This is a genomic window from Streptomyces sp. CB01580, from assembly GCF_001905795.1.
Lineage (GTDB): Bacteria > Actinomycetota > Actinomycetes > Streptomycetales > Streptomycetaceae > Streptomyces.
The window spans coordinates 49,116-75,264 of the sequence record NZ_LIXJ01000006.1 but is presented as its reverse complement, the minus strand read 5'-3'; the positions used below and the strand labels follow the sequence as shown (position 1 = coordinate 75,264).

Annotated in this window: 19 protein-coding genes and 2 pseudogenes; 16 read left to right on the top strand and 5 right to left on the bottom strand. The window is 72.9% G+C overall.

Annotated features, from left to right (window positions below):
• Positions 1 to 134 precede the first annotated feature (134 nt).
• From AMK22_RS11910 to AMK22_RS11895, 4 genes are all read right to left on the bottom strand, one after another.
• Positions 135 to 2,267 (bottom strand): ATP-binding protein, encoded by a 2,133-nt coding sequence (locus tag AMK22_RS11910; RefSeq protein WP_073784168.1) that lies wholly within the window; start codon positions 2,265 to 2,267, stop codon positions 135 to 137.
• Positions 2,264 to 2,968 carry a DUF4255 domain-containing protein gene (locus AMK22_RS11905; RefSeq protein WP_073784166.1) on the bottom strand — a complete coding sequence of 235 codons (705 nt, stop codon included), beginning with the start codon at positions 2,966 to 2,968 and terminating at the stop codon, positions 2,264 to 2,266. Before AMK22_RS11905 ends, AMK22_RS11910 begins: the two co-directional genes overlap by 4 nt.
• Positions 2,965 to 6,120 (bottom strand): DUF11 domain-containing protein, encoded by a 3,156-nt coding sequence (locus AMK22_RS11900; RefSeq protein WP_073784164.1) that lies wholly within the window; start codon positions 6,118 to 6,120, stop codon positions 2,965 to 2,967. The genes AMK22_RS11905 and AMK22_RS11900 overlap by 4 nt, the downstream gene beginning before the upstream one ends.
• A gap of 199 nt (positions 6,121 to 6,319) precedes the next feature.
• Positions 6,320 to 7,045, bottom strand: a complete 726-nt coding sequence (locus tag AMK22_RS11895; protein WP_073784162.1) for a helix-turn-helix transcriptional regulator — start codon at positions 7,043 to 7,045, stop codon at positions 6,320 to 6,322.
• 225 nt (positions 7,046 to 7,270) lie between these two features.
• Here AMK22_RS11895 and AMK22_RS11890 point away from each other — a divergent pair, with 225 nt between their 5' ends.
• The 16 genes and pseudogenes from AMK22_RS11890 to AMK22_RS37435 all read left to right on the top strand — a co-directional run bounded on the left by AMK22_RS11890 (position 7,271) and on the right by AMK22_RS37435 (position 24,692).
• Complete coding sequence (locus tag AMK22_RS11890) at positions 7,271 to 8,575, top strand: COG1470 family protein (RefSeq protein ID WP_073784160.1); 1,305 nt, start codon at positions 7,271 to 7,273, stop codon at positions 8,573 to 8,575.
• Positions 8,576 to 9,429: 854 nt separating this feature from the next.
• Positions 9,430 to 10,959: a phage tail sheath family protein gene (locus tag AMK22_RS11885; RefSeq protein ID WP_073784158.1), complete on the top strand. Its 1,530-nt coding sequence runs from the start codon at positions 9,430 to 9,432 to the stop codon at positions 10,957 to 10,959.
• A gap of 39 nt (positions 10,960 to 10,998) precedes the next feature.
• Positions 10,999 to 11,439 (top strand): phage tail protein, encoded by a 441-nt coding sequence (locus tag AMK22_RS11880; protein ID WP_073784156.1) that lies wholly within the window; start codon positions 10,999 to 11,001, stop codon positions 11,437 to 11,439.
• Positions 11,436 to 11,930, top strand: a complete 495-nt coding sequence (locus AMK22_RS11875; RefSeq protein ID WP_073784154.1) for a hypothetical protein — start codon at positions 11,436 to 11,438, stop codon at positions 11,928 to 11,930. The genes AMK22_RS11880 and AMK22_RS11875 overlap by 4 nt, the downstream gene beginning before the upstream one ends.
• Positions 11,927 to 12,085 (top strand): DUF6760 family protein, encoded by a 159-nt coding sequence (locus AMK22_RS40015; protein WP_003966147.1) that lies wholly within the window; start codon positions 11,927 to 11,929, stop codon positions 12,083 to 12,085. Before AMK22_RS11875 ends, AMK22_RS40015 begins: the two co-directional genes overlap by 4 nt.
• A 2,704-nt stretch (positions 12,086 to 14,789) precedes the next feature.
• Complete coding sequence (locus tag AMK22_RS40740) at positions 14,790 to 15,212, top strand: hypothetical protein (RefSeq protein ID WP_242433931.1); 423 nt, start codon at positions 14,790 to 14,792, stop codon at positions 15,210 to 15,212.
• Positions 15,213 to 15,266: 54 nt separating this feature from the next.
• Positions 15,267 to 15,623 (top strand): annotated as a pseudogene (locus tag AMK22_RS11865) (phage tail protein); the annotation flags it as partial.
• A 157-nt stretch (positions 15,624 to 15,780) separates the two neighbouring features.
• On the top strand, positions 15,781 to 16,503 hold the full coding sequence (locus tag AMK22_RS11860) for a CIS tube protein (protein ID WP_073784148.1): 723 nt from the start codon (positions 15,781 to 15,783) through the stop codon (positions 16,501 to 16,503).
• Complete coding sequence (locus tag AMK22_RS11855) at positions 16,500 to 18,266, top strand: VgrG-related protein (protein WP_073784146.1); 1,767 nt, start codon at positions 16,500 to 16,502, stop codon at positions 18,264 to 18,266. The genes AMK22_RS11860 and AMK22_RS11855 overlap by 4 nt, the downstream gene beginning before the upstream one ends.
• A gap of 60 nt (positions 18,267 to 18,326) precedes the next feature.
• Complete coding sequence (locus tag AMK22_RS11850; protein WP_073784144.1) at positions 18,327 to 18,644, top strand: PAAR domain-containing protein; 318 nt, start codon at positions 18,327 to 18,329, stop codon at positions 18,642 to 18,644.
• The gene (locus AMK22_RS11845) at positions 18,641 to 19,063 is read left to right on the top strand and encodes a GPW/gp25 family protein (protein ID WP_073784142.1); all 423 of its coding nucleotides are present in this window, start codon (positions 18,641 to 18,643) and stop codon (positions 19,061 to 19,063) included. Before AMK22_RS11850 ends, AMK22_RS11845 begins: the two co-directional genes overlap by 4 nt.
• On the top strand, positions 19,063 to 21,024 hold the full coding sequence (locus tag AMK22_RS11840) for a putative baseplate assembly protein (RefSeq protein WP_073784140.1): 1,962 nt from the start codon (positions 19,063 to 19,065) through the stop codon (positions 21,022 to 21,024). Before AMK22_RS11845 ends, AMK22_RS11840 begins: the two co-directional genes overlap by 1 nt.
• A complete protein-coding gene (locus AMK22_RS11835; RefSeq protein ID WP_073784138.1) occupies positions 21,021 to 21,584 on the top strand; it encodes a phage tail protein in 564 nt (187 codons plus the stop codon). The genes AMK22_RS11840 and AMK22_RS11835 overlap by 4 nt, the downstream gene beginning before the upstream one ends.
• A gap of 4 nt (positions 21,585 to 21,588) precedes the next feature.
• Positions 21,589 to 21,651 (top strand): annotated as a pseudogene (locus tag AMK22_RS41755) (zinc ribbon domain-containing protein); the annotation flags it as partial.
• A gap of 315 nt (positions 21,652 to 21,966) precedes the next feature.
• Positions 21,967 to 22,746 carry an NADase-type glycan-binding domain-containing protein gene (locus AMK22_RS11830; protein WP_242433954.1) on the top strand — a complete coding sequence of 260 codons (780 nt, stop codon included), beginning with the start codon at positions 21,967 to 21,969 and terminating at the stop codon, positions 22,744 to 22,746.
• A gap of 278 nt (positions 22,747 to 23,024) precedes the next feature.
• The gene (locus AMK22_RS37435) at positions 23,025 to 24,692 is read left to right on the top strand and encodes an eCIS core domain-containing protein (protein ID WP_443333289.1); all 1,668 of its coding nucleotides are present in this window, start codon (positions 23,025 to 23,027) and stop codon (positions 24,690 to 24,692) included.
• Between the two features lie 10 nt (positions 24,693 to 24,702).
• Here the strand turns inward: AMK22_RS37435 and AMK22_RS11820 are convergent, their stop codons facing one another.
• Positions 24,703 to 25,833 (bottom strand): CapA family protein, encoded by a 1,131-nt coding sequence (locus tag AMK22_RS11820; RefSeq protein WP_073784135.1) that lies wholly within the window; start codon positions 25,831 to 25,833, stop codon positions 24,703 to 24,705.
• Positions 25,834 to 26,149 lie beyond the last annotated feature (316 nt).

The following is a 26,149-nucleotide window of genomic DNA, read 5'->3' as shown; positions in this document are numbered from 1 at the left end:
CGCACCGCCCACCGCGAGCAGAGCCGTCCTCGCTGGTCAGTCATGCATGGGGCGCTACCACCGGCGGACGAAGAACCTCCTCGCTCGTACTCGCCGAAGAGGCCCGGCTTCTTCCGGGAGAGGAAGAGAGGCATCTACCCCGCGCCGCGCCCCTGCGTACGGTCCAGCCAGGGGCCGAACTCGCTCTCCATGACCAGTCGACCGAGTTTGCGGTACTCCTGGAGCACGGCCGAGACGATCTGCTTCATCCCGAGCGGTCCCCCCGATTCCGCCGCCCGATAGGCTGCGGTCACCGCGCAGGCGCGGATCGATCCTCCCGCCAGCTCGAAGCGCCGCGCGCAGAATTCCAGGTCGAGGTCCGCGTCGCGCGGGATCGCCGTCCCGAGGCAGCGGTCCCACAGGGCCAGTCGCTGCTGGGCGTCCGGCATGGGGAACTCCGCGATCACGTCGAGGCGGCGTGTGAAGGCCTCGTCCAAATTGGCCCGCAGGTTGGTGGTGAGCACAGCGATCCCGTCGAAGGATTCCATCCGCTGCAGCAGGTAGGCCGACTCCACGTTGGCATGGCGGTCCTGAGCGTCCTTGACCTGCGAGCGCTTGCCGAAGATGGCGTCCGCCTCGTCGAACAGCAGGATGCCGTTGACGTCCGCCGCCTCGACGAAGATTCTTTCGAGGTTCTTCTCGGTCTCGCCGATGTACTTGTCCACCACGATGGACAGGTCCACGACGTAGAGGTCCACGCCGAGCTCCGAGGCCACCACTTCGGCGGACATCGTCTTCCCGGTGCCCGACTCGCCGGCGAACAACGCGATGACCCCTCGCCCCCGGCCTCCGCCGGGGCGCATCCGCCATTGGCCGAGCACCTGTTCGCGGTGGCGTGCGCGCAGGGCGAGTTCGGACAGCTGCCGACGGGTCGCGGCGGGCAGGACGAGGTCGTCCCAGCCCACGGTCGGCTCGATGCGGCGCGCGAGCCGTTCGAGCCCCGCGCCGTTCTGGGCCCGGACCGCCCTGCGCAGGTCCTGCGGGTCCACCGGACGCTCCTGCGCGGCCGCCAGCCGGGAGGCGACGGTGGCGGCCCTGCGCAGCTGCTCGGAGTCGAGCCGGTAGGACGTGACGGCCGTCGCGATTTCCTCGGCCGCCCGCACGTTCTCGGGAGGCAGCCCGACCGCGGTGCCGGCCGCGGCGAGCGCCCGGCTCCACCGCCGCGCCGCACCTGCGTGACCAGTGGGCAGGACACGGACCGGAACGGGGCTCTCCCCGCTCCATCGGGGGTCCCAGTCCTTCTTCCCGTACACGATCAGCGGCGTGCCGCTGATCGCCGCGCACAGGCTGCCGAGCAGTCCGGCTCCCTCGGGGCGTTCGGGCGCGAGCCCTTCGATCGGCCCGAGGACGACACCGCCTCCGCTCAGCCGGGCCTCGGCCGCCAGGGTCCGGACGAGCTCCGCCGGTTGCGGGACGCCGACGAGTGCCGCGACGTCGACCAGCAGCGGGCGCCGTCCCGCGGCGAGCAGCGCCCGCACGGCGAGTCCGCCGGGGTCGCCTCCCCGGTCCAGCAGATGGACCAGGCCGCTGCCCGTGCCCACTGCCGCCGCGACGTGCAGTACCTGAGGCTCCGGGGCGGGCTCGTCCTCGGGGCCGGCCATCCGGACCAGTCCGCGCAGCCTCCCGTCGGGTTCGTCGTCGCCGAGCAGGTGGGCGGTGACCCGGTCCGGTACCCGCAGCACCCGTGAGAGCAGCGGACGGTCGGCCTCCAGGACTGTCAGCAGTCCGCCCGCGACCAGCGGGGCGGACGACGAGAACCGGAAGCGGCCGGAGCTCGCGGCGGGCAGCCCGCAGAGTTCGAGTGCCAGGCCGATGGTCGGCCTTCGTCGGGTGAGGTCGTCGTTGAGGTAGCCGTAGAGCCGCTCGAACCGGGCGTCGATGTCCGGCGCCATCGCGACCAGCAGCAGATCGATGTCCAGCGGCGTCAGGCCGAACTCCGCGGCGAGCCTGCCCATCCGGCTCCCGGGCGGCGAGTCCGGTCCGGGCCGGGACGCGTACTCCGGCACCGGCCCGAACGCGTCGCGGGCCGCCAGGATCCGTTCGGCACCCTCGTGGGTGAGGTACTGCCCCCGGTAGGGATCGTCCGCTTGCGGGTCGACGGCCCGCCGGGCCGCGACGGCGCTCCTGACCCGCTGCTCGACGTGGATCAACCGCTCCCAGAGTTCCTCGACGGCCGTCGGGGCGCCGGGCAGTTCACGGACGGTACGGGAGTCCTGTGCCGTGGTCATCGAGCCGCGCTCCCGCGCCTGCGCCGACCGGGCGGCAGTTGCCGTTCGCGTTCCGCGGCGAAGCCCTGCTCACCGGGATCGGACGCCCCGTCGTAGCGCAGCCTGCGCCCCGGTTCCGCACCTTCGCCGTCCTGTGCGGGCGCGGCGCGTACCACCAGCCCTTCGGTGACCGGCGGGCCGGCGGACGTCCGTTCGCCTTCCAGCGGCGCCCACACCCGCAGGTCGATCGCGGCCTTGAGCTCGCCACCGAGCGCGGACCACACGTCGGCGGTGGACTGCCGGTCGGCGCCCGAGCCCGCCGCCTCGATCTCCACGGTCAGACCCAGTTCGGCGAGGCTGCCGGTGAGTGTCCGGGCGGGCAGCGCGCTCGACCGTACGAGGCAGCGCAACACCTCGGAGAGCAGCCGGTGTTCGTCCTGCGGGCGGTTGGTCCAGGCGGTCACCAGGTAGGTCAGCTCGAACCAGCGCGGCGGGGTGCGCCAGCCGACCACCGTTCCCTCCTCGTCGTGCTCCTCGGCGGTGCCGGTGCGGCGCCGGGTCGCGTCCTCGCGGATGCCGTGCAGGAAGACACTGACCGTGGGGGCGTTGCGCCGGGCGGCCCAGTCCTTCGTCGGCGCCTCGAAGACCAGATCGACTCCGCTCTCCTGGAGACCGGCCTCGACCAGCAACAGCCGCAGTCCCTCGTCGACTTCGTGGATCACCGGCGCCCCACCTCGTCCGGCGGGACGATGGCACCGACGACCACCAGGAACGGCGTGGTGGCCGGGCTGAACCCGGGTCCCGTGGCGGTGATGGTGCGCGGTCCCGTCCGGTCCTTCACCAGGATCAGCAGCTGCGCGACGAACGTGCCGTCCGCACGCGGGACGGTGGGCGGTGCGGTCGCCGTGATCCCCGGTTTCCAGGTGAGCCTCACCGGGGCCCCCGGCGGGAAGTCCTTGCCCCGTACGGAGGTGACGAACCCCGGTTTGCCGACGGCGGGCACCGCGACGATGCGGGGCCGGAGAATGCGCAGCGGCGTCCTGGCCACGTTGTCGCGGGTGTCGGCGTCGGTACCGGTCGTGGTCAGCGTGCCGGTGATGGTCGTCCTCAGTGCCCGGTCGGGCGTGAGCACGACCCGGACCACCGTGGAGGCTCCCGGAGCCAGGTCGGGCAGTGTGCACACCCCGGCCGAGCAGCCCGCCGGGAGCGGGCCCGCCGGGATGCGTGCGGGCAGGCCGAGCTTCAGCCGCAGGCCGGTGGCGAGGGCGTTCCGTCCGTTGCGCACGGTGTAGGTCACCACCACCCGGCCGCCGACGAAGCCGGGGTTGGGCTGGGCCCGTACGACGACGCCGGGTCCCGCCTCGGGCTCGGGCGGCAGCGGAGGCGGGGGCGCGGGCGGTGAGGTCGTCGGGGTGGGAGTGGGGGTGGGGGCCGGCGCGTCCCGGACCGGGACGACGGTCGCGGTGGCGTTGTCCGTGGGATTCGGGTCCAGTACGGCGCCGGTGACCGACCAGCCGATCCGCTGGTCCCCCGTGGTCACCCCGGTCAGCCGAACGGTGACGTCCATGCTCTCGCCGGGCCGGAGCACGCCCAGATCGCACTGCGGCGACCCGGTGGAGCACGTACCGGCGGGGGTGGTGATCCCGTCCAGCCGCACGCCGGGCGGCGGGTCGGCGGTGAAGACGGTGCCGGGCGAGGGCGCGGGGCCCCGGTTGGTGACGGTGACCGTCACCTCCCCGAAGGAGCCGACCTCCACCGCGGGGCCGGTGGGCGGCGCGGTCAGCGCCAGGTCGACCGACTGCTGGAACGCGGGCTCCTTCTGACGCCCGGCGAGTCCGTTCGTCAGCGGCGTCAGGTCGCCGCTTTCGAGGTCGAGCACCTTCAGCCGCTCCCGGGAGTTCGCCTCGACCGTCCGGCGCGAACTCAGCACCAGCCGCCGTGCGTCCGGCGACCAGGCCACGTCGCGGGGCTGGAAGGGGCCGCTGTGCGTGGTGTCGGGGAGCTCCTGCCTGCAGGCGTCGGGGTTGTCCCGCTGGGCGGACGGCAGCAGGACGCGGCACCCTTCGCCGGTGGGCGAGGTCACGAGGATTCCGTTGCGCTCGTTGATCCGGCCACCGCCGTCCTTGCGGTTGAAGGCGATCCGGGTCCCGTCGGGGGAGAACGCCGGGCTGTCGTCGATGATCTTGCATTCACCGGGGCAGGCGGTAACGCTGAGGTCCCGCTGCTGGTCGAGCGCCTCCACCGGGACGGTCCAGACGTGTTTGATGCCACCGAGTCCGCGGATCACATGGTTGCGGGTGAAGGCGAGGGTGGTGCCGTCCGAGGACCAGGTGGGCTGGGCGTCGCCGCCCGCCAATTGCCCTTCCGGCGGAACGATCCTGCCGACGATCCCCCCCGTGGCGACGTCGGCGATCAGGATGCTGCTCGGCCCCGGCTTCCCGTCGACCCTGCCGGGCGAGGACCGGGTGAACGCCAGTCTGGTGCCGTCCGGCGAGAAGGTCGGGTCGGTGTCCCAGTCGCCGGGGCCGCGTCCGGCCAGCTTCATCGGAGCCGCATTCGAGCCGTCGGCGTCGGCGAGCCAGATCTGTTCGGGGGGCCCGCCCTCGCCGTTGCCGAAGACGGTCACCACGATGCGCCGGCCGTCCGGTGTGTAGCTCTGCCTCTCGGTCCACGGGTCGTAGCCGTCCGCCGGATCGAACAGGGGGTCCTTGGCCGGGTCCTCGTTCGTGTCGGCCTCAGGGTCCTCCTTGAGGATGGTGAGTCCCAGGTCCCGCGGGTCCGAGCCGTCCTGCCTGACGTCCTGGAGCGTCACGGCGTGCGCTTCCCGGGTGGTCCGCCGGGTCACGACGACGGTCCCGGAGTCCATCGGCCCGGTCCAGGTGGGCGATTCGACCTCGCGGTCCTCGCCCAGCACCAGGCCGGGCTCGTTCTCGTCGAAGGAGGTCACCCGGTAGACGTGGTCGTAGTCCTTGCACCCACAGGTCGTGTCGGGGCTGAGGAAGACCAGGTCGTTCCCGTCCGGAAGCCAGGCGGCGGAGCGGGTGCGCCAGCCGGCCTGGACACCGGCCAGCAGGGGGCGGTCGTTCCCGAGGCCCTCGGTCACCCGGAGGCGGGGGCCGGTCTCCTCGTCCTCGGTGAGGGTGTACGCGACGCGGGCACGACGGGTGTCGTCGTCCACCGGGTTCCACACCGGTTCGGTCGCGTCGCCGGGCGGCCCGTCGCTGATCCGGGTCGCCCGGCCGCCGGACACGGCCCGTTCGTATATCTGCCGGCCCCTCAGGAGGTCGCCGTCCGCGGAGTACGCGATCCTGGTGCCGTCCGGGGAGAACGTCGGATGGGTCTCGTCGGTGTCCGATTCCGTCAGCCGTCGCAGGCCGGATCCGTCGGTCCCCACCGCCCACAGGTCGTGCTGGACCCTGCCGCCGGGCCCCCGCTCCGCGGAGTCGAACACCACGGTCCGCCCGTCCGGGGAGAGTTCGGGGTGGGCGGCGTCACGGTCGGTGGTGAGTCTGCGCACCGTTCCGCCCGCCTCGCGCACGTACACCTGCGGGCGCGCCGTGTCGCGCAGGCTGGTGAAGACCAGTGCCCCGCCGCGTGCGGAGGGGTCCTGGTCGTAGTGGGTCGGGGCGGTGCCGAACAACGGGACACTGGTGCCGGCGTCCGACGGGGAGACCCGGCCGAGGCTGCGGTGTCCGGTACCGGCGAAGGCGATCCGTCCCGCGTCCGCCGGGGCTTCGTCCGTCGCGGCGGCGACTCTCGGCGCACCCTGCGGCGCGGATGCGGAGCCCGCAACCAGAAGCGGTGCCAACAGCACCACCACGCCCGCCAGTCGGTGCAGCCGGGTCTGCCTCACCGGGCCAGCAGTGCCGGTCACGGCCCACCTCACAGTCTGTTTGATGACGCTCCCCTCACCAGCATCCCGCGCACCCGCGGCCGGGAACAGGCCCCGAGTACCCGGGGCGGGGGAAGGAGCCGCTGCCCTTTGCGTCCGTCTCTGCGGCTCCGGGAACACGGGCATGCTCCCGTGCGGCGGCGTCGGCCACGCCGTCCGCACGGGAGGCACGAGGCGGGACTCAGATGAGTCCGTGCCGCATGGCGTAGCCGACGGCGTGTGCCCGGTTGCGCAGTTCGAGCCGCGTCGCCATCTCGTGCAGCACGTTCTTGACGGTGCGTTCGGAGTACGAGGTCTTCTGCGCGATCTCCGCCGTGCCGAAGCCCTCCGACACCAGCCGGATCATCTCCGCCTCCCGTGCGGTGAGGGTGGAGAGCGAGAGCCCCCGGGGGTCGAGGACCGAGCGCTGGAGGCTGCTGACGTGGGCGAGGAGCTTTCCGAGCAGATCGCCCGGGAGTACGCCTTCGCCGTTGGCTATGGCCGTCACCAGGTGGACGAGACGGTCCTGGTCGGCCTCCCCGCGCCTGAGCACGGCGGCCACACCGCACTCGATCAGGGTCTGGAGCGCGCCCGATTCGAAGAAGCCGACAACAAGCCCGGTGCGGGTCGCGGTGTTGCGCTGGAGGCGGGACAGGAGCCGGACGGTGGGCTCGTCCACCATGTCCACCACCACTAAGGAGACCTGGGCCCGGTCCGCCTCGGACTCCGCCGTCAGTTCTATCTCGGGACGCGGGCGCAACTGGTGGATCACGCCGGTCTGAAGGATCAGGTCCTCCGCGTACACCGCTACGGAGACCCTGCCCGACGGGGCCTTCCTCGCGCTGCGCTGGGAGGCACGTTCCGAAGCGCTGGGCCTGCGGAACTGCCCTTGCGTCACCGCTCCGTCGTTCACGTCTGTCGTCGTCATCGTTCCGTGCCCGTCTTCCTCAGGTGCTACTGCTCGGTATGCCGGTCACCTTCCCGTTCACGCCGGGTTCCGTCAGGGGGACCTGGCCCGGGAGAGGGGCTCGGGGACACCGTGCCGTTGGGCCGCCGGGGCACAAGCCCTGCCCGTTCGTTGCCCTCGCGTCTCTGCTGTGCCACCGCGCCCGCGGCTTAACGTCGCATCGTGACCACATCTGCCGAATTCGAAATGTCCACGGTGACGGTGTCGCCCGGCGCCGAGGCGACGACGGCCCTGACCGTGCGCAACGACGGCGACATCGTCGAGGCCTACACGCTCGAAGTGGTCGGCGACTGCGCCGCGTGGAGCACCGTGGAGCCGGCACGTGTCTCGCTCTATCCGGGCACTTCCGAGGTGGTGACCGTGCGGCTCGCGCCGCCCCGCTCCCCCGAGGTCCGGGCCGGAGAGACGCCCCTGGGGGTACGCGTCCTGCCCGCGGAGCGTCCCGAGTCGGTGGCGGTCCCCGAGGCCACGGTGGTCGTCGAGCCCTTCCACGAGCTCCGGGCCCAGTTGGATCCCCGTCGGCGCCGCGGCTGGCTGGGCGCCCGGTTCCAGACCTCGGTGCAGAACAGGGGAAACACCCCGGTCGACGTCGCGCTCACGGGGACACAGGCCGGGGAGGAACTCCGTCTGGCCTTCTCCCCGGGCCAACATCGCCTGGAACCGGGCGAGTCCGCCGAGACGGGCCTGCGGGTACGGGCCCGGAAGCTGATCTGGTTCGGCGAGCCGTCCACCTGGCCGTTCGAGGTCGAGGCCGCCGAGAAGGAGGAAGGGGGTGCCGAGAACGAGCAGCCCCGCCCGCCGGAGACGCTGTCCGGCGAGTTCACCCAACTGCCCGTGCTCCCCAAGTGGTTGCTGATCGTGCTGGCCGCACTGCTCGCCCTGTTGCTCGCGTGGTTCGCGCTGGTCCGGCCCGCGGTGCGGAGCACCGCGAAACAGGCGGTGACCGAGGCCGCGGAGAAGGAGAGGCCGGGCAACGGTCAGCAGGGCGCGACTTCGGCCGGCGGCTCGGGCGATCCGACCGGCGGTCAGGGGCAGGACGGAGGCCAGGAGCCCAATCCCGGCCGGTCCACCGGGCCCGGCGGTTCCGGTTCGGGCGGTTCCGGCTCGACGACGGGCACCGGCGCCGGCGGCAACCAGCAGATGTCGGAGACGATCGACGTGCAGACCGGGGCCGGGGCCGAGAGGAAGGGGACGTACCGGGTGCCCAGGGGGAAGGTGTTCGGCGTCACGGACATCGTGGTGGCGAACTTCCAGGGCGACGAAGGGGTGCTGACCATCACGTTCGGGAACCGGAAGATCACCACCATCGCCCTGGAGACCTTCCGCAATCAGGACTATCACTGGGTCACCCCCATCCAGATTCCGGAGAACGCCGCGGTCACCGCTTCCGTGACGTGCGACAAGCCGGGCACTCCAGCTACCGGAACCCAGGCATCCGGATGCCACCAGGTACTCAATGTCAGCGGCATACTGAGCGACCTCGCACCGTAGAACAAAGCGCCGGGCCTCCCACTTCCCCCCGTGCGGGACGACAACAGCAGAAATTCCGAGCCGGGGAAACCCGGCTTGCCGATGGTCGGCGAAACCCATTCCCCGCACGCCACGGTGATGCGGACGCGCGGCACCCCGCGAAACCACCGCGAGTGTCGAACGTCCGGATTCCGTATGCCCGCCACTCCCTCCCGCCGTCTTCCGGGCGGGTATCGCACGAGCGCCGGTACTGGTCCGCCGGGTTCCTCCGGCCGCGAGGAGCCCGGTCGGTCGACCGATCGCGCGCGGCCCACTCTGGCCGATTGCGATCGCCCCTCAACCGGACTACGTCCACGGGCCGCCCCGCCGACCGCGGAGGCGGGGGCGCCGCCGGACGACGCGGGGCACAGTGGAGGGGCGGCCGCATCGGGGCGCGCGGGCGCCGTCCGACGCGGATGCGGCGATGTGTCGCGTCCCTGCTCGCGCGCCCGCCGGGGATGACGGGACCGCCGTCGCCACGGACGCCCACGAGCGGTTCCGGGGCCCCGGCGAGGGCCGGCCTCGCCTGCCTCCGTTCACCGTCGTTCACCGGGTCCGGGCATCCGCACGTCCGGTGACCGGGCGGCCGACGGACCGTCATGCACCTTGATTGGAACCCGAGTTCGTCCTTCCCTCACCCCATGGGGCGAGGGAACCGCTTCGGTCCGGGCCCGGGGAGCCCGCCGCGAACGTCCGCGCGGGGAAGAATTCCCCGTCGCCCGGGTGCCTGGAAAGGCAGCGTCGTTGCCCCGTGCCCAGGACTCCGGGGCCTACTGCCCGCCGGGGCGGCCCGACAAGACTGGGCGTCGATCGGACGACCACCCGAAGGAGCGAGCATGCCGTCGTACCTCACCCCCGGCGTATACGTGGAGGAGGTGCAGTCCGGAGCACGGCCCATCGAGGGCGTCGGCACGGCGGTCGCAGCCTTCGTCGGTTTCGCGGAGACCGGCCCCTTCCACCGGCCGACGCTGGTGACCAGCTGGGACCAGTACGTCCAGACCTTCGGCACCTACGCGCCCGACACGTACCTGACGCTCGCGGTCCACGGATTCTTCGCCAACGGCGGCGGCGCGGCCTACGTCGTGCGCGTGGGCGGCCCCGCGCAGGACTCGGCGGGCGGATCCGCCACCGCGGCGGCCGCCTCCGCCGCTCTCGGGGGCTTCCTGGTGTCCGCGCGGCCCGGTACGAGTGGTGACCTCTCGGTGGAGGTCGCCGACGCCGAGGGTGAGAACCCTCCGGAGGACCGGTTCCGGCTGCTGGTGCGGCAGTCCGGCAAGGTGGTGGAGACCTTCGACGTCTCCATCCGCAAGAGCGTCAAGGGCTACCTGGTCACCCAGGCCCGCCAGTCCAAGCTGATCGAGGTCGTCGAGCAGCCCGGCACGGCCCAGAGCCGGCCCGAGAACCAGGTCCTCCCGCTCTCGCCCGCCGCTTCCGGCCCGGGGACCGGCGCCGTGCGCATCGGCCCGGCCGAGTTCCTCGGGGACGCGTCGGAGCGCACGGGGCTCGCGGGGCTCGAGGCGATCGACGAGATCACCATGGTCGCCGTGCCGGACCTGATGAGCGCCCACCAGCGCGGGGACATCGACGCCGAGGGCGTCAAGACCGTCCAGCTCGCGCTGATCTCGCACTGCGAGCAGATGGGCGACCGGGTCGCCGTGCTGGACACTCCGCCGGGCATGGGCGCACAACGGGTCCGTACCTGGCGCAACGACGACACCGGTTTCGATTCGCGCTACGCGACCGTGTACTACCCGTGGATCAACGTCTTCGACCCGGCGGCCGGCCGCAACTCCCTGATGCCGCCGAGCGGTCATGTCGCCGGCGTGTGGGCGCGCAGCGACGGCGAGCGCGGCGTGCACAAGGCCCCCGCCAACGAGGTCATCCGCGGCGCGCTGGACCTGGAGATCCGTCTCAGCAAGGGCGAGCAGGACCTGCTCAACCCGATCGGCGTCAACTGCGTGCGCGCCTTCCCCGGCCGCGGCATCCGGATCTGGGGCGCCCGCACGCTCTCGTCCGACCCCGCCTGGCGCTACCTCAACGTGCGCCGCCTCTTCAACTACCTGGAGGAGTCGATCCTCCTGGGCACCCAGTGGGTGGTGTTCGAGCCGAACGACGACCGCCTGTGGTCCAGCATCCGGCGCAACGTGACCGCCTTCCTCACCGAGGAATGGCGCCGGGGCGCTCTCTTCGGCCGCACGGCCGAGGAGGCGTTCTACGTCAAGTGCGACCGCGACAACAATCCGCAGGAGTCGATCGACCTCGGCCAGGTCGTGTGCGAGATCGGCGTGGCACCGGTGAAGCCCGCCGAGTTCGTGGTCTTCCGCCTTGCGCAGTTCTCCGACAGCACCAGCCTCGTCAACGAGTGACCCGGCAGGGTCCGCAAACGGAACAGGTGACACAGAGTCATGGCAGAGGGCGACGCTCTTTCCACCCACGTCTTCGGCGTGCAGCTCGGCGGCTATCTCGTCGAGTCGATCCAGGAGGTCAGCGGTCTGACCGTCGAGGAGGAAGTCGTCGAGGTCCGTCAGGTGACCGCCGAGGGCAAGCAGATCATCCGCAAGCAGCCCGGCGCCCGCCAGGCGGGTGAGGTGACGATCACCCGCGGGATCGACAAGAGCAGCGAGTTCACCAACTGGATCAAGGAGACCCTCAACAAGGGGGCCGTCGACGCCGCGCGCCAGAACCTCACCATCGAGATCAAGGACTCGAAGGGCGACACGGTCCGGCGCATCCAGCTGATGCAGGGCTGGGCCAGCAAGTGGGAGGGCCCGTCGCTGAAGGCCGGCGAGTCCAGCGCGGCCACCGAGACGGTCACCATCACCTTCGAGGAGATCGTGGTCGAATGAGGCGCAGGACCGTTACGTCGGGCGGGCTCGACGAAGTCCTCGACACCCTCGCGGCGGCCCCGTCCGCCGCGCGCGAGGAGGCCCCCGCGCCGCCTGCCGCGCGGGAACGGGAGCGCCAGGACCTGCGCACCGAGTTCGAGTTCGAGCTGCCGCGCGGTTACGTCGACGACGAGGGCCAGGTGCACCGGCAGGGCTCGATGCGGCTCGCGACGGCACGGGACGAGCTGCGCCCGCAGATCGATCTGCGGGTGAAGGAGAACCCCGCGTACCTGAGCGTGGTGCTGCTGAGTCAGGTGATCACCCGGCTCGGTGCCATCACCGATGTGCACGCCGGGGTGGTCGAGCGGATGTACGCCACCGACGTGGCGTTCCTGCAGGACTTCTACCGGCGGATCAACAGCGAGGGCCACACGCACGCCGCGGTGACGTGCCCGTTGTGCCACGGCTCGTTCGAGGTGGACCTCTCGGGTGGGCGCCTGGGGGAATCGTGACGTACGCGCTTCCCCGCCTGCGGGAGGAGATCGCGTACGTCGCCTACCACTTCCACTGGCAGCGTGAGGACATTCTCGACCTCACCCACGGCGAGCGTCAGCAGTGGGTCCGTGAGATAGCGCGGATCAACACCCGCGTCAACGAAGGCGGGTGATCGTATGAGGTTCGGCGACTGGTTCCGCCGAGCGGACCGCACGCGGTCCGACGCCCCCTCCCGGGGCGGGGACGAAACCGGAGGCGGACCGACGACCGGGACCGACCCGGGCGCCGACCTGAGCGGCCGGACCGACGGGCGGGACGGCGACTGGGACGGCGGCTGGCGGCAGGTCGCGCCGCCGACGGTGACCGTGGCCCGGTCCTCGATCGGGGTGAGTGACGGGCTTCGGTTCAGGTCCGGCCTCGCCTCGTGGCAGAACGTCGCGATCGGCGGCGAACTCGGACACGCAGTGATGCCGTCCGCGCCCGTGGGTCTCATCCGCGGGGTCACCCGCCCCGCGGGCACGCGTACGGTGTCCGACGGTGGACCGCTGCTCCTGCGCGCCGCCCGGCCCGCTGCGGACGGGAGCGCCGAGCCCGCCGTGGACCTGCCGCCCGCGGCGGGCGGCCCGGTCGGCCGGGGAACGACCGGTGGGAGGCGGGGCCCGGCGGCCGTCCAGCGGTCGAGCGCTCCGGTGCCTCCGGCCTCCTCCGGTCGTGGAACACCGGGTCGCGCCGCTCGCACGAGCAACACGACCGCCGCCGGGGCCACGTCGGGGACGCCCCCGACGAAGAGTGCGGCATCGGCCGAAGACCCGGGGCCCGCTCCGGCATCGGCATCGCAGCGTGCCGAGAGCGCCGCACCGGCACCGGCCGCACCCGAGCGCACCCGCCCCGCCGCGGTGCGCCCCCGGCGGACAGCTCCGCCGCTGATCGTCGCCCGGCGCCCGGCGATGCCGCTGCGGCACATCACCGGGCTCCCGCCCGCCGCGGGATCCGCACCGTCCGCCCCCGTCACGGGCGACGGCGCCGTCCAGCGGACCACGTCCGACCGTCCGGGCCGTCCCAGTGCGGATGCGTCCGCGCCCGACACCTCACCCGCACCCGCACCGGGCGGCTCCGCCGTGCCTCCCGACGTCACGACGGTGCGGCCCGCCCTGGGCAAGCCGCTGCGGGAACTGCCCTCCGGGGCCGTGCCCGCCGACCCGGCGGGGCAGGGCGGGGTCGTACCGTCCGGCCCGGCGGAACAGCGCGAACCGGGCATGCCCGTACTCCAACGGCAGACGTCGCAGGCATCGGACCCGGTGACCGCGCGTCCGCCGGAGGCGACGGCACCACCCGCGCGCCCGCGGCCGTCCCCGCGTCCCGGCGCCGCTGAGCAGTCCCGGGTGCCCCGGTCGTCCCCGTCCCTCCAGTCGGCACCGGCTCGGGAACGGGCTTCGTCCCCCGGGCGGGAACGGTCCCAGGAGCCCGCCGGGCACGAGCCGTCGAAGCCCTCGGGGCCTGTCGGGGCATCGGCACCACCAACGCCCGGCGGGGCCGGCTCGCCGAGGCGTACCCGCAGCGGGATCGGCGCCCCGCTCCCCTCGCTCCCCTCGACGGCCAGGCTCCGGGACGACGCTCCCCTGCTCGGTGACCGCCGTCGGACGCACCCGGGAGCCATGGGGCCAGGGCAGGGCGCGACGCCGGCACGGGAGCCCTCGGCTCCCCGGCCGCCCGCACCGGCCGGTCCGGTACGGACACCGGCGCGGCCGGACGGGCCTTCCGGGATGCCCGTGCTCTCTTCTCCCGCGTCTGGGGCTCCCTCCTCGGCCGCACCGGGCCCCGCGGCCGTCCAGCGCGCGGCGGACACCCGTACGCCCACGAACGCTCCGGCCACCGGCCCCTCTCCCTCCACGCCCCGGACTCCCCCGGCTCCTCCGGTTCCTTCGGCTCCCGCCGCTCCGGTACATGTCCGGAGGGTCGCCCCGGAGCGGGCTCCGAGAGGCGCCCACGGACCCACCGTCGATGCCGGAGGGCAGGCACCCGCCGTCCAGCGGTCGCGTGCCCTGCTCCCCAGCAGGGCACTGGAGGTCAGCACCGGCTCGGCAGAGGGCTTCTCGGCCCCGGTGACGACGGCGGGCGGCGGCACGGCCCGGCCGGTCGTGGCAGCCACGTGGCGTCGTGACGTGCCGCAGCCGGGGGCCGCCGTGCCACCACCGGGGCACGGAAGTGCGTCGCCCGGACGGCACCGGCCGTCGACCGGTGCGTCTCCCCGGTCGACGGCCCGTCACCCGCACACCGGGCCCGCCGCCCCCGTCCCGCCGCACCGGACCCACGCCGACGGCAGGAAGGCGGCGCCCGAACCGCCGACGCGCGCGCGACGAACACCCGAAGGTCCGGGCCCCGGCGGGACCGTCCAGCGCTCGGTGTCCAAAGACCCCCGGCCGGCTCGCTCTCGGAACGGGGCGCCCTCGGGCCGGACGACATCCGGTGGTCCCGCCCGCCCCGCACCGGACGGCTTCGGGGCGAGGCCCGCGACCGGTGCCGGACGGGCAGGGCGCGGGCCATGGATCGGCGACTCCCTCCTGCGGCTCGTGCGGCGTTCGGCGGGTGGTGGGCCGACCACGCCGTCCCCGCTCGGCTCCCACCCGCCGACGCAGGAGCACGGGGAATCCCGCCCAACCCGCATCCCCGCTCCGCCGTCCCCGGCTCCGCTCCCCGCGCCGGCTCTCCCGTACACGTCACCGTCCTCGCCCGGAGCTTCGTCCGTACCGCACGCGTCGACGTCCCTCTCCAGGGCGTCCGCGCCGTCCGCCACTCGGCCGGTTCCCGTGGTGCGGCCGCATCCGCCCGCGACGGGCGGGCCGGGGCCGGGCGCCCCGGCCGTACAGCGGATGGCGATGCCGGTGGTTCCCGAGTCCGCCGGACCCGCGTTCACCGGTCCGGCGTCCGGAGACGGCGCCGTGCCGGGCGGAGCACCGGCCCTCTCGGTGCGGGTGCCGCAGTCACCGCGTCCCGCACCCGCTCCGGCCGCCGGAACGAACGGTCCGGGAGCCGCGGCGCGGGCCGTGCAGCGCGCGGCGGCCGAAGCCGGGATCACCGGCGTTCCGGTCAGGGCGGCCCCGGTGAAGCCCGCCGGTCCGTCGGCGAGGACCAGGCCGGCCGACCCGCCCGAGGCGGCGGCTCCGGCCGCTCAGCGGGTGACCGGCGCGGAGATCGAGGAACTGGCACGTCGCCTGCTCGATCCGGTGAGCCGGTTGATCCGCGCGGACCTGCGCCGGGGCCGGGAACGCGCCGGCCGGTTGTACGACGGCCGCCGCTGACGACGCTCCTGCCCGGCAACGCACTCGGAAACAGCAGAGAAGAAGAAAAAGCACATGACGGACAACATCTTCGCAACGAGCGTGTTCTTCAGGCTGGTGATCGGAGGCAACGACCTGGGTGCCTTCCATACCTGCTCGGGCCTGGGTGCCGAGGTGGAGCTGGAACAGTACGCCGAGGGCGGCAACAACGGCTTCACCTGGCAGTTACCGGGGCGGATCACCTGGACCAACATCACGCTGACCCGCCCGGTCACCGCCGACACGCTCAAGATCGCGCGGTGGCTGAACGACACGATCCAGCGCGTCGAACGCAAGGACGGGGAGATCGTCGCGCTCCGCCCCGACCTCAGCCGCATCATCAGCTGGCAGGTGCAGGGCATCGTGCCGGTGCGCTGGCAGGGCCCCTCCTTCGATCCCGCCAGCTCCCAGCCGGCGATCGAGACGCTGGAGATCGCGCACGAGGGATTGGAGCCCTCCTGAGCGTCCATCGGATCGCCTGCGGACACCAGCGGTCCGTCACGCGTGAAGCCCTGTTCGTCACACGTGAAGTCCCGGAAGGAGGAACGCGATGTCACCCGTCGCCCGCACGAGTCGTGCTCGCGCCCAGCTGACCATCATGGAGCCGCCGGCGGAGGTCGGCGCCAAGCCGGGCGGGAGGATCGCCCAGCTCACCTTGCAGTTCAACCCGGCGCGGCTGTCGCTGAACAAGAGCACCGAATGGCGGCGCACGCCGTCCCGGATGGCCGAGCAGTCCGCGCTGCCCGAGTTCGTGGGCAGCGGACCCCGGACCCTGTCCATGGAGGTCTTCCTCGACGCCACGGCCACCCATGACAACTCGGTGGAGAAGGCGGTGGAGCAGCTGATGCTGGCGTGTGCGCCCACCCCGAACAGCCTGGCCCGCAAGACGCCGGCCAGCCCCTGGGTGCGCTTCGACTGGGGAACGTCCCGGACGACCTCGTTCGACGGGGTGATGTCCAGCCTGTCCATCTCGTACACCCTCTTCGACGTCGACGGGAAGCCGTTGCGCGCCACCTGTTCCCTCTCGATCGAGGAGGCGAGCAGCGAGACGCCCGGCCAGAACCCGACGTCGGGCTCCCGGGAGGCGCGGCGCACCCATCGGGTCGTCGTCGGTGACAGCCTGCCGCTGCTCGCCTGGCGGGAGTACGGCGACGCCACCGCGTGGCGCACGATCGCCCACGCCAACGACATCGACGACCCGATGCAGTTGGTCCCCGGCAGGGAGCTGGTCGTGCCCGGCCTGGAGGCCCCGGCCGCGGAGGGCGGCCGGTGACCGCCCCCGGCCGCTCCTTCGCCGCCGATCCGATCGTCGAGGCCCCCGGTGAGCTGCCCCCTGTCTGGGCGGCCCAGTTGGTGAGCTGCGTGGTCGACGAGAACATCGGCCTGCCGGACACCGCCGTGCTGACGTACCGGGACCCCGATCACAAGCTGCTCACCGCCACCGGGCTCACCATCGGCACCCCGTTGAACATATCCGTGGTCACCGTGCAGGAACGGGCGCGCGAGCGGCTGTTCACCGGCGAGGTCACGGCGGTCGAGCTGGACAGCGACACCACTGGTTCGTTCACCGTCGTCCGGGCCTTCTCCAAGGCCCACCGGCTGCAGCGCGGACGGAAGGTGGTGGCCTACCGCAACATGAGGACCGCGGACATCGTCCGCAAGGTGGCCGCGGGCGCCGGGCTCGCCTGCGGAAGGATCGAGGCCGCGCCCGTCACGTACAAGCAGCTGACCCAGCCCAACGTCTCCGACTGGGAGTTCCTCCAGTACCTCGCGGGCGAGAGCGGCGCACATGTACGGGTGGACGACCGGGGTCTGTTGCAGTTCGTGAAGCCGAAGCCCGCCGCTTCGGCGCCCTCGCCCGACACCTCCGCCGCCCGGAACCCGATGGTTCTCGAGTACGGGCGCAATCTGCTGGCCCTGCGCGCCGTCCTGACCGGTGCGGACGGGGCGGACGACGTGGAGGTGCGCGGCTGGGACGTGGAGACCAAGACGCGGCTGGTGGCCCGTGAGCAGTCCGTGCGCAGCGACACGGTCTCCCCCGGGATGAGTCCTTCGCGGGCGGCCGGCGCGTTCGGGTCGGGCAGCCGGCTGACGGTCGCCGACACCCCGTACCGGACCCAGGCCGAGGCCACGGCCGTCGCCGGTTCCCTGGCCTCCTCGGTGAGCTCCGGTTTCGGGGAGATCGAGGCGGTCGCCGAGGGGAACCCCCATCTGCGGGCCGGTGAACCGGTGGCGCTCGGCAACGTCGGGCCCGCGTTCTCCGGCCGCTACACGGCGACCGCCGCGCACCACGTTCTGGAGCCGAACGGCGGCTACCGCACGACCGTGCTGGTGAGCGCCGCTCCCGACCGTTCCCTGGCGGGACTGGCCGGTGGCGCGAACGCGCCCGCGCGCGGCCCGCGCATACCGGGCCTCGCGATCGGCGTGGTCACCGACATCCGTGAGGGCAGGGGCGAACGGGGCTGGGTCCGGCTGAAGTTCCCCTGGCTCGACGACACCTATGTGTCCGACTGGGTCCGTACGGTGCAGTGGGGCGGCCAGGGCGGCGGCGGTGTGTTCAGTCCCGAGGTCAACGACGAGGTGCTGGTCGGATTCGAGCAGGGCCTGCTGGACAGCCCCTACGTGCTGGGCGGCCTCTACAACGGGGTCGACAAGCCGTCGCCCCACGACGTGCCGCTGGTCGACCCGACCAGCGGCAAGGTCAACCGCCGCTCGCTGGTGTCCCGTTCCGGGCACCGGCTGGAACTTCTGGACAGCCCGCGCGGAGCGTCCGGTGTCCGGCTGGCCAGCGGTGACAAGCGGCTCGATGTCACGCTGGACGAGCGGCAGAACGAGATCGCGCTGAAGGTGTTCGCCCCGGGCGGTACCCGGGTGCTGAGCTCCGTGACCCTTTCCGCGTCCGGCATCACGCTCGATGCCGGTACGGGTGAGGTGAACGTGAAGGGGAGCTCGGTGACCGTCAACGGCAGGACGGGGGTCACCGTCGACGGTGGCCTGCTCGCCGTCCTCAAGGCCAAGCTCATCCGGATCAACTGACGCCCCGACGAGGCCCGTTACGGCGGCCATAGTCCTTTCGCAGCAAGGAGAACAGCGACCATGCCCCCTGCAGCCCGGACGGGCGACTCCACCGTTCACGGCGGCCTCATCGGCACCCCGCCACCGGGTGCCGCGGCCGTGGCCACCGTGCTGATCGGCGGCAGACCGGCGGCCGTCGTCGGCAGCCTGCACGTGTGCGTGGTACCCCCGCACGCCGCGCTCGGACCCGGGAACGTCATCATGCCCAACCCCGCCTCCGCACTCACCGGTCAGGTGCTGATCGGCGGCCTGCCGGCCGCCCGCATGCGGGACACCACCAGTTGCGGCGCGCAGATCGTCAGCGGCGCGTTCAACGTGCTGATCGGAGGTCCGGTGTGAGCGGCGGTTTCATCGGGCGCGGCTGGGGCTTCCCGTTGCGGGTCGGTCCCACGGGCGGCATCGGCATGGTCGAGCGGGACCAGGAGATCGAGGAGGCGATCGGGCTGATCCTCGGCACGGCGCCGGGCGAGCGGCCGATGCGGCCGGAGTTCGGCTGCGGCATCCACGACTATGTCTTCGCCCCCGGCGACGGCGCCACGGCGGGCCGCATCGCGCGCGAGGTCCGCACGTCGTTGGAGCGCTGGGAGCCACGTATCGAGGTGACCGATGTGGTGATCGCGTTCGACGCCGTCGAGGAGGGCACCCTGTACATCGACGTGCACTACACCGTGCGTGCCACCAACGACCTGCGCAACCTCGTCTTCCCCTTCTACACCATCCCCTCCTCCGAGGGCTCCGAGGAAGCGGGGGTGCGCTGATGGCCCTGCCCTCGCCCAACCTGGACGACCGGCGCTTCCAGCAACTCGTCGACGAGGCCAAACGGTACGTCCAGCAGCGCACCCCCGAGTGGACCGACCACAACGTGTCGGATCCCGGGGTCACGCTCATCGAGACGTTCGCGTACATGGTCGACCAGTTGCTGTACCGGCTGAACCGGGTGCCGGACAAGAACTACTCGGCCTTCCTCGACCTGCTCGGCGTCACGCTGTTCCCGCCGACGGCGGCGCGGGCGGAGGTCGACTTCCGGCTGTCGGCCCCGCAACCGGAGACCGTGCTGCTCCCGGCGGGCACGGAGGTCGCCACCTCGCGCGGCGAGGCCGAGGAGGCGGTGGTGTTCTCCATCCCCGACGACCTTCCCATCGTGCCGAGTTCGCTGGTCCGGCTGGTCACCGCGCCGGTTTCGGGCGAGCAGACCGACCGCACCGCGCCACTCGGTGCGGGCCAGGACGTCCCGTGCTTCCAGACCCGGCCGGAGCCGGGCGACGCCGTGCTGTTCGGACTGCCGACCGCCGTTCCCCGGTGCATCGTCGCCGTCCGCCTGGACAGCCGCGTGGAGGGCGTGGGCGTCGACCCGCGCCAGCCACCGCTGGTGTGGGAGGCGTGGGACGGTGCCCGCTGGGTGACGTGCCGGACGGGCACCGACAGCACCGGCGGGCTGAACAGGCCTGGCGAGGTCACCGTGTTCGTCCCCGCCGGGCACACCACGTCGGTGGCCGCGGGGACCCGGGCGGGGTGGCTGCGCTGCCGGGTCACCGCGCCGGAGCCGGGCCAGCCGTTCTACTCCGAGTCGCCGACGATCCGGGAGGCCGAGGTGTTCACCGTCGGCGGCACCGCGGACGTGGAGCACGCGGAGACCGTCCTGGACGTTCCGCTCGGAGTCTCCGAGGGCGTCGCCGGGCAGCGGTTCTCCGTGAGCAGGGCACCGCTCCTGCTGGACGGGGAGCCGCCGGTGGTCCAGGTGTCCTCCGCGGAGGGCTGGCAGGTGTGGACCGCCGTGGAGCACTTCGGCGCCTCCCGGCCGGACGACCGTCACGTGCGGATCGACGCCGTCACCGGCGAGTTCGCGTTCCCGCCCGAGGTGCGCGAGCCCGACGGGACGATGCGCGCCTGCGGCGCCGTGCCCGAGAAGGGCGCACAGCTGCGGGTCCCCCGCTACCGGACGGGCGGAGGCGCGGCCGGGAACGTCGCCCGGGGCGCCATCAATGTGCTGCGCAGCTCGGTGCCGTACGTGGCGAGCGTGAGCAATCGCGAGGCGGCCCGGGGCGGGGTCGACGGCGAGACGGTGGAGAACGCGAAGGTCCGGGCGCCCAACATCCTCCGGGTGCAGGAGCGGGCGGTCACGGCCGCGGATCACGAGATCATCGCCCGCGAGGCAGCTCCCTCGCTGCGCAGGGTCCGGTGCCTGCCCGCCGCCGCGGGCGAGGGCGGTGCGGTGCGGGTCCTGGTGGTCCCCGACGCGGTCCCCGACGAGGGCGGGAACCTGCGGTTCGAGCAGCTGATCCCGTCGGACTCGGTGCTCTCGGCGGTCGCGGCGCGGCTCGACGAACGGCGGCTGGTCGGGACCCGGCTGGTGGTGGAACCGCCCGCGTACCAGGGCGTCACCGTGGTCGCCAGGCTGGTGGCATCCGGTGGGGACGCGGACCGGGTCCGCACGGAGGCACTCGCGGCGCTGTTCCGCCACATCGACCCCCTGCGGGGCGGGGCGGACGGCGCGGGGTGGCCGTTCGGCAGGCCGGTGCAGTACGGCGAGGTCTTCGCGGTGCTCCAGAACGTGCCGGGAGTGGGCCTGGTCGAGGAGGTGCGGCTGTTCCCGGCGGACCCGATCACCGGCCGGCGCGGGGCGGCGCAGGACCGGATCGACGTCGCCGCGGGTGCCCTGGTCTTCTCGCACCAGCACCAGGTCGTGGTCGCAGCGGGCGGGCACGGTGAGGGCTCATGACCAGGGCCGCGGTGCCGGGGCTCGCCAGCCGCTACCCGATCGGCGGGATGCTGCCCGCGCTGTACGCGGACGACGACCTGGCCCAGCGGTTCACCGCGGGCCTGGACACCGTGCTGGCCCCCGTCCTGTCCACCCTGGACAACCTTCCCGCCTACTTCGATCCGGCGCTCGCCCCGGCCGACTTCCTGCCCTGGCTGGCGTCGTGGGTGGGCGCCGATCTCGACCCGGAACCGCCGCTGGAGCTGCGGCGGGCCGTCGTCGCCCGGGCCGTCGAGCTGCATCGGTGGCGTGGCACCCGCCGGGGGCTGATCGAACAGCTCCGGCTCTGCTTCGGCGTCCACTCCGACATCCGTGACGGCGGAGGCGTCGCATGGTCGTCGGAGCCGGGAGCCGCGTTGCCCCCGGCGCCGACCGGCGAACTGCTGGTGCGGGTCTGGGCGCCGCACGGGGGCCAGGTGGACGCGAACCGTGTCCTGGACGTCGTCGCGGCGTCCTGCCCCGTACACCTCACGTGCCGGGTGGAGATCCTGCCGGGCCCGCCAGAAGAGACAGGAGACTGACGCGATGCGCTCGTGTCCGGCGTGCGGTGCGGCCAACCGCGAGGGCGACGAATTCTGCGGGAACTGCGGCTCCTATCTGGGCTGGTCCTCCCAGTCACCGCGGAACCCTCCCGCCGCGGAACCCGTCGACCCGGCGGAACCTGTCACCCCGGCGGAGCCGGGCGCCGGGCCGACGGTCCGGCCCTCGGCTTCTCCCGGGACCGGTGACGCCCCGGACCCCGCGCCCGGGGCGCCGGCCTCCCCGCGCCCGGAGCCACCGGTGGAACCGACGCGGTCGCGCGCGCCGGAGTCCGCCGGACCGCCCCCCGCGGTGCCCGAAGCGGCCCCGAAGCCGCCCCGGCGGCCTGCCTCTGTCCCGCCGGAACCCTCGGCGGAGGAGGACGTGCCCGTGGTCGCGGTGCGGCCGGCCGAGCCGATCGCCCGGCGCCCCGTCGTCAGGCCCGTGGCAGCGGAGGAGGACCCCGAGGGACCACCGTGCCCGGCGTGCGGCACCCCGAACCTTCCGGGACGCCGGTTCTGCCGACGCTGCGCCGCACCGCTGGACACCCGCGAGCAGCCGAAACCGCTGCCGTGGTGGCGCACTGTGTGGCCCTTCCGCCGCCGCGCGCGGGGCGGATCGGGCCGGGCGCTGCGGCGGACGCTGCTGGTGCTGGCGGTCGTCGGGGTGCTGTTCGCGGGCTTCCTGCTCCTGCCGGCCGGGCGCTACCTCTTCGAGGACGTGCGGGACAAGCTCGGCGGGACGGCGGAGATCGGCCCGGCGAAGGCCACCGCGAGCTCCGAGGCCCCCGGTCATCCGGCGACCGCGGCCATCGACGGGGTGACCAACACGTACTGGGGGGCGCCCACGCTCGGTTCGTCCTTGACCTGTGTCTTCGACAAGCCGTTCCGACTGGTCGGCGTCGTGGTGCACACCGGTGTGTCGAAGGAACCCCAGGAGTTCCGGCAGGGGGGCAGGCCCACTCGGGCCGATCTGATCGTCACCACGACGGACGGCGAGGTCCATGAGAAGGCGGTGGCTCTCGCCGACAAACCGGGCCCGCAGACCGTACGGACCGGCATCAGCGACGTCGTCTCCGTCCGGCTCGTGCTGCGGGCCGCGTCCGGCCAGGGCGAGGGGCGGCCCATCGCGGTCGGGGAGGTCGAATTCTTCAAGCGGACGTGAGGCCGGTCACCGCTCGGGAGCCGACCGGAGCGGCGACGGCGCCGCCGTGGTGGTGCCCGCTCGAAGGGCCTCGGCGGCGCGTGCCTCCTGGGCTCGTGGACGCCCTTGCACATCGGGCCGGATCAAGGCTCCCTCGCCGGGGCTCCGGGCCCATGGTCTGCCCGTTCGCCCTCTCTTCTCCGCCTCTCAGCACCTGGATCGGGCGGCGAGGCGCGACGTATGCAGAAGGAGACACATCCCTACGCGGGAAGAGGACCCCCTTGCGCGATCACGACCACGTGAGACCGACCGCCGCGGCGACCTGGCATGCATCGGCCCGTAGACCCGCGACGGACGAGCGGATGCCGCCCGAGGGCGTCCTTCCGCTGCAGAGCACGGCCGGGAACGCGGCCATCGTCCAGATGCTCCGTCAGGCCGGGCATCCATGGGCCCAGGAAGAGCACCGGCACAGCACGGACCGCGGACACCGACGGGCCGAGCAGCCCACGGCGCGGCGGTCCGCCGTCCACGACGTCCTGCGCACCGGTGGCAGGCCCCTCGACGATGCGACCCGGACCGAGATGGAGGCACGTCTCGAAGCCGACTTCTCCGATGTCCGCGTCCACGACGGCAGCGCCGCCCGGGCGTCCGCCGCCGAAGTCGGCGCCCGCGCGTACACATCGGGCAGCCACGTCGTGATCGGCGCCGGCGGCACCGACAAGCACACCCTCGCCCACGAGCTCACGCACGTGATCCAGCAGCGCCGCGGAGCCGTGGCGGGGACGGACAACGGCGCGGGGCTGTACCTCTCGCACCCGGACGACCGCTTCGAGCGGGCGGCGGAGGCGAACGCGGCGCGCGTGATGGCTGGCCCGGTACCGGACGCACCGGCCGCCCACGGCCGCGTGGCGCAGAACACGGCTTCCGGCACCGGCACTGTCCTGCAGCGCCGCACCACCACCTCACTGAACGACCAGCTCGCGGAGAACGACCTGCCGGACAACGTGGCCGAGGTCGTGCAGAGGTACGACAAGCTGACGGACCTGGACCTCAATGCGCAGGCAAAGGAACTGAAGACGATTCAGGGCCTGCTGCCGGACGGCCCGAGCAGCATCCGCGACGTCGTGGAGAGGGAACTCAAGCACGTCGATGACGAACTGGCGGCTCTGCAGACCACGATGAGCACTTCGGACGGCCCCTACGACCTGATGACCCAGCAGGGAATCCTCTGGACCGACGAGGACTTTTTGAAGAACACGGCCGCCATGGAAAAGACCGGCAGGCCCTACTTCGAGCAGATCTCGGCCGACAACCTCCAGGGGCTGCGGGAAGAGAACGCGAACATCTCCGACGACGTCGAGTGGTACAGCGGAATGCGGGGCGAGTTGGAGCGGGTGCTGAGCGGCTTCATGGTCCGCCACTACGCCCCGAAGGAACGGATCGAGGGCATACTCGGCGGCGGGCTGCAGTCCAGGGCGAAGCTCGAAGCGGAACACGGTGGCGCCGTGAACAATACGGACACGTACGACGTTCACGCCCTGGCGAACACGGGCTTCGTGTTCTTCTACATCGAAGCGCCCGAGAGCGGCTTCCGTGATTCCCGCTTCGGCAAAGAAGCACAGGCAGCGCTACACCGGGCCTCGGAAGGCCGTTCTGGAGCGCCCCGAACTGCTCCACCAGAACGTCCTGGTCGGCCCGGACATCATCCCCGGCCTCGTCGAACGGCTCCTGGCCGAAGTGGCCCGGATCAGTACGGTGGATCCGCAGGCGGGAGAGGCACTGCGCGGCAGGAGTGCGAAGGACCTGGCACTCTTCCTCCTGCTCAAGGACGTGGTCCGCCCGCAGGCCATGGTGCCGAACTCCGTGCACATCGACGAGCAGGACATCGAGTACGCGAAGTGACCACGGGCCCGCTCCCGTCCCCTGCGCGACGGGGCGGGCGCCGGGGCTGGCTCCTCGGGTCGTGACACGTCCGTGTCATGTACGCTGCGCGGCGCGCGGGGTCCGCAGCGTGAGTGTGCCGTCGGGCCCGCCGTCGACACGGGTGCCGAACGCCCGGCTGTGCCTGTCCAGGACGGCGCGCAGCCACTCGGTGTCCTCCGGCGAGGCGGGCTCGAGACGCATTCTGCGCGCCTGCAGGGGCACCATCCGCACGTCGACCAGTCGGCCGGTGTCCGCCTCCACGGACACCAGGTACAGCATCCGCAGGTCGTCCCGGTAGGTCTCGTAGCCGCCGATGCCCTCGTAGTCGTCGACGAGGTCGCCGCAGCCGTACAGGACGAGCCCGTCCTTGTACACCTCCAGCGGGCGGGGGTGGTGCGAGGAATGGCCGTGCACGACGTCCACGCCCGCGTCGAGGAGTGCGTGGGCGAAGCGGACCTCGGAGCGGGAGACGCCGTAGCCCCAGTTGGGGCCCCAGTGGACCGAGGCGACCGTGATGTCCCCCGGTCGCCGGATCTGCCGCAGACGATCGGCGAACGCGGCCGCGGCGGCCACCGAGGGCTCCGCGACGACGTCGACGCCGGCCCGCTGCCCGGTGGCGGCCCAGTCCACGGGGATCCCGCTGGACGGCATCCCGAAGGAGAAGACCAGCACCCGCCCGCCGGCGCGCAGGGGCACGATCGCCGGCCGTCCCGCTCGCACCGCGTCCCGGCCCGCGCCCGCCGTCCGCAGCCCCGCCTCCGCCAGGGCGTCGAGCGTCTCGTCAAGACCGCGCGGGCCGAAGTCGAGCACATGGTTGTTGGCCAGCGCGCAGACATCCGGGCGGGCCGCGGCCAGGCAGGGCAGGTTGGCCGGGCTCATCCGGTAGTGGACGTCCTTGCCGGGCGCGAAGTCCCCGTCGCCGGTGACGGCGGTCTCCAGATTGACCACCCGCACGTCGGGGGCCGCGCGGTCCAGGACCGCCAGCGCCTCGCCCCACGGCCGACGGAAGTCGACCGGCCGGGGAATCGGCCCGTTCGCCGCCTCGGCCAGCTCGACGTAGGCCCGGGCGTCGTGCACGTACGGCTCCCGCAGCGCCGGATCACCGGGGTGCGGAAGGATCTGATCGATGCCCCGGCCGAGCATCACGTCCCCGCCGAGGAACAGGGTGACCACGCCCTCGTGCATCCTCCCAATCTAGCGACCTGGGGAGCGATAGGGAGTGGATCAGGGAGCGTCGTCATGCGGCTTCGATTGCAAGGCGGAGGAGGGAGTCGATGCGGCGCATCGACAACCGACGACAACGCCGCAAGCGGAGTCGCAGGGCGGCGCGAGCCCGCTCCCTATCGGTCCCCAGGTCGTAAGGCCGTCGCGGACGGTGCACGAGGGATCCGCACGACGGGGGCGCCGCGCGAGCGCCCCGGCGCCGCCCGGTTCACCGCCCTGCGCCACTTCGCCGCTTCGCGCCGGGCGGCACCGAGCGCGCCGCCCCACGAGGAACAGG

Bases quoted from the DNA above. Each gene is read 5' to 3' on its own strand.
- AMK22_RS11910 (WP_073784168.1), bottom strand. From the start codon at position 2,267: ATGACCACGGCACAGGACTCCCGTACCGTCCGTGAACTGCCCGGCGCC.
- AMK22_RS11895 (WP_073784162.1), bottom strand. From the start codon at position 7,045: ATGACGACGACAGACGTGAACGACGGAGCGGTGACGCAAGGGCAGTTC.
- AMK22_RS11890 (WP_073784160.1), top strand. From the start codon at position 7,271: ATGTCCACGGTGACGGTGTCGCCCGGCGCCGAGGCGACGACGGCCCTG.
- AMK22_RS11885 (WP_073784158.1), top strand. From the start codon at position 9,430: ATGCCGTCGTACCTCACCCCCGGCGTATACGTGGAGGAGGTGCAGTCC.
- AMK22_RS11880 (WP_073784156.1), top strand. From the start codon at position 10,999: ATGGCAGAGGGCGACGCTCTTTCCACCCACGTCTTCGGCGTGCAGCTC.
- AMK22_RS11875 (WP_073784154.1), top strand. From the start codon at position 11,436: ATGAGGCGCAGGACCGTTACGTCGGGCGGGCTCGACGAAGTCCTCGAC.
- AMK22_RS40740 (WP_242433931.1), top strand. From the start codon at position 14,790: ATGCCGGTGGTTCCCGAGTCCGCCGGACCCGCGTTCACCGGTCCGGCG.
- AMK22_RS11860 (WP_073784148.1), top strand. From the start codon at position 15,781: ATGTCACCCGTCGCCCGCACGAGTCGTGCTCGCGCCCAGCTGACCATC.
- AMK22_RS11850 (WP_073784144.1), top strand. From the start codon at position 18,327: ATGCCCCCTGCAGCCCGGACGGGCGACTCCACCGTTCACGGCGGCCTC.
- AMK22_RS11840 (WP_073784140.1), top strand. From the start codon at position 19,063: ATGGCCCTGCCCTCGCCCAACCTGGACGACCGGCGCTTCCAGCAACTC.
- AMK22_RS11835 (WP_073784138.1), top strand. From the start codon at position 21,021: ATGACCAGGGCCGCGGTGCCGGGGCTCGCCAGCCGCTACCCGATCGGC.
- AMK22_RS11820 (WP_073784135.1), bottom strand. From the start codon at position 25,833: ATGCACGAGGGCGTGGTCACCCTGTTCCTCGGCGGGGACGTGATGCTC.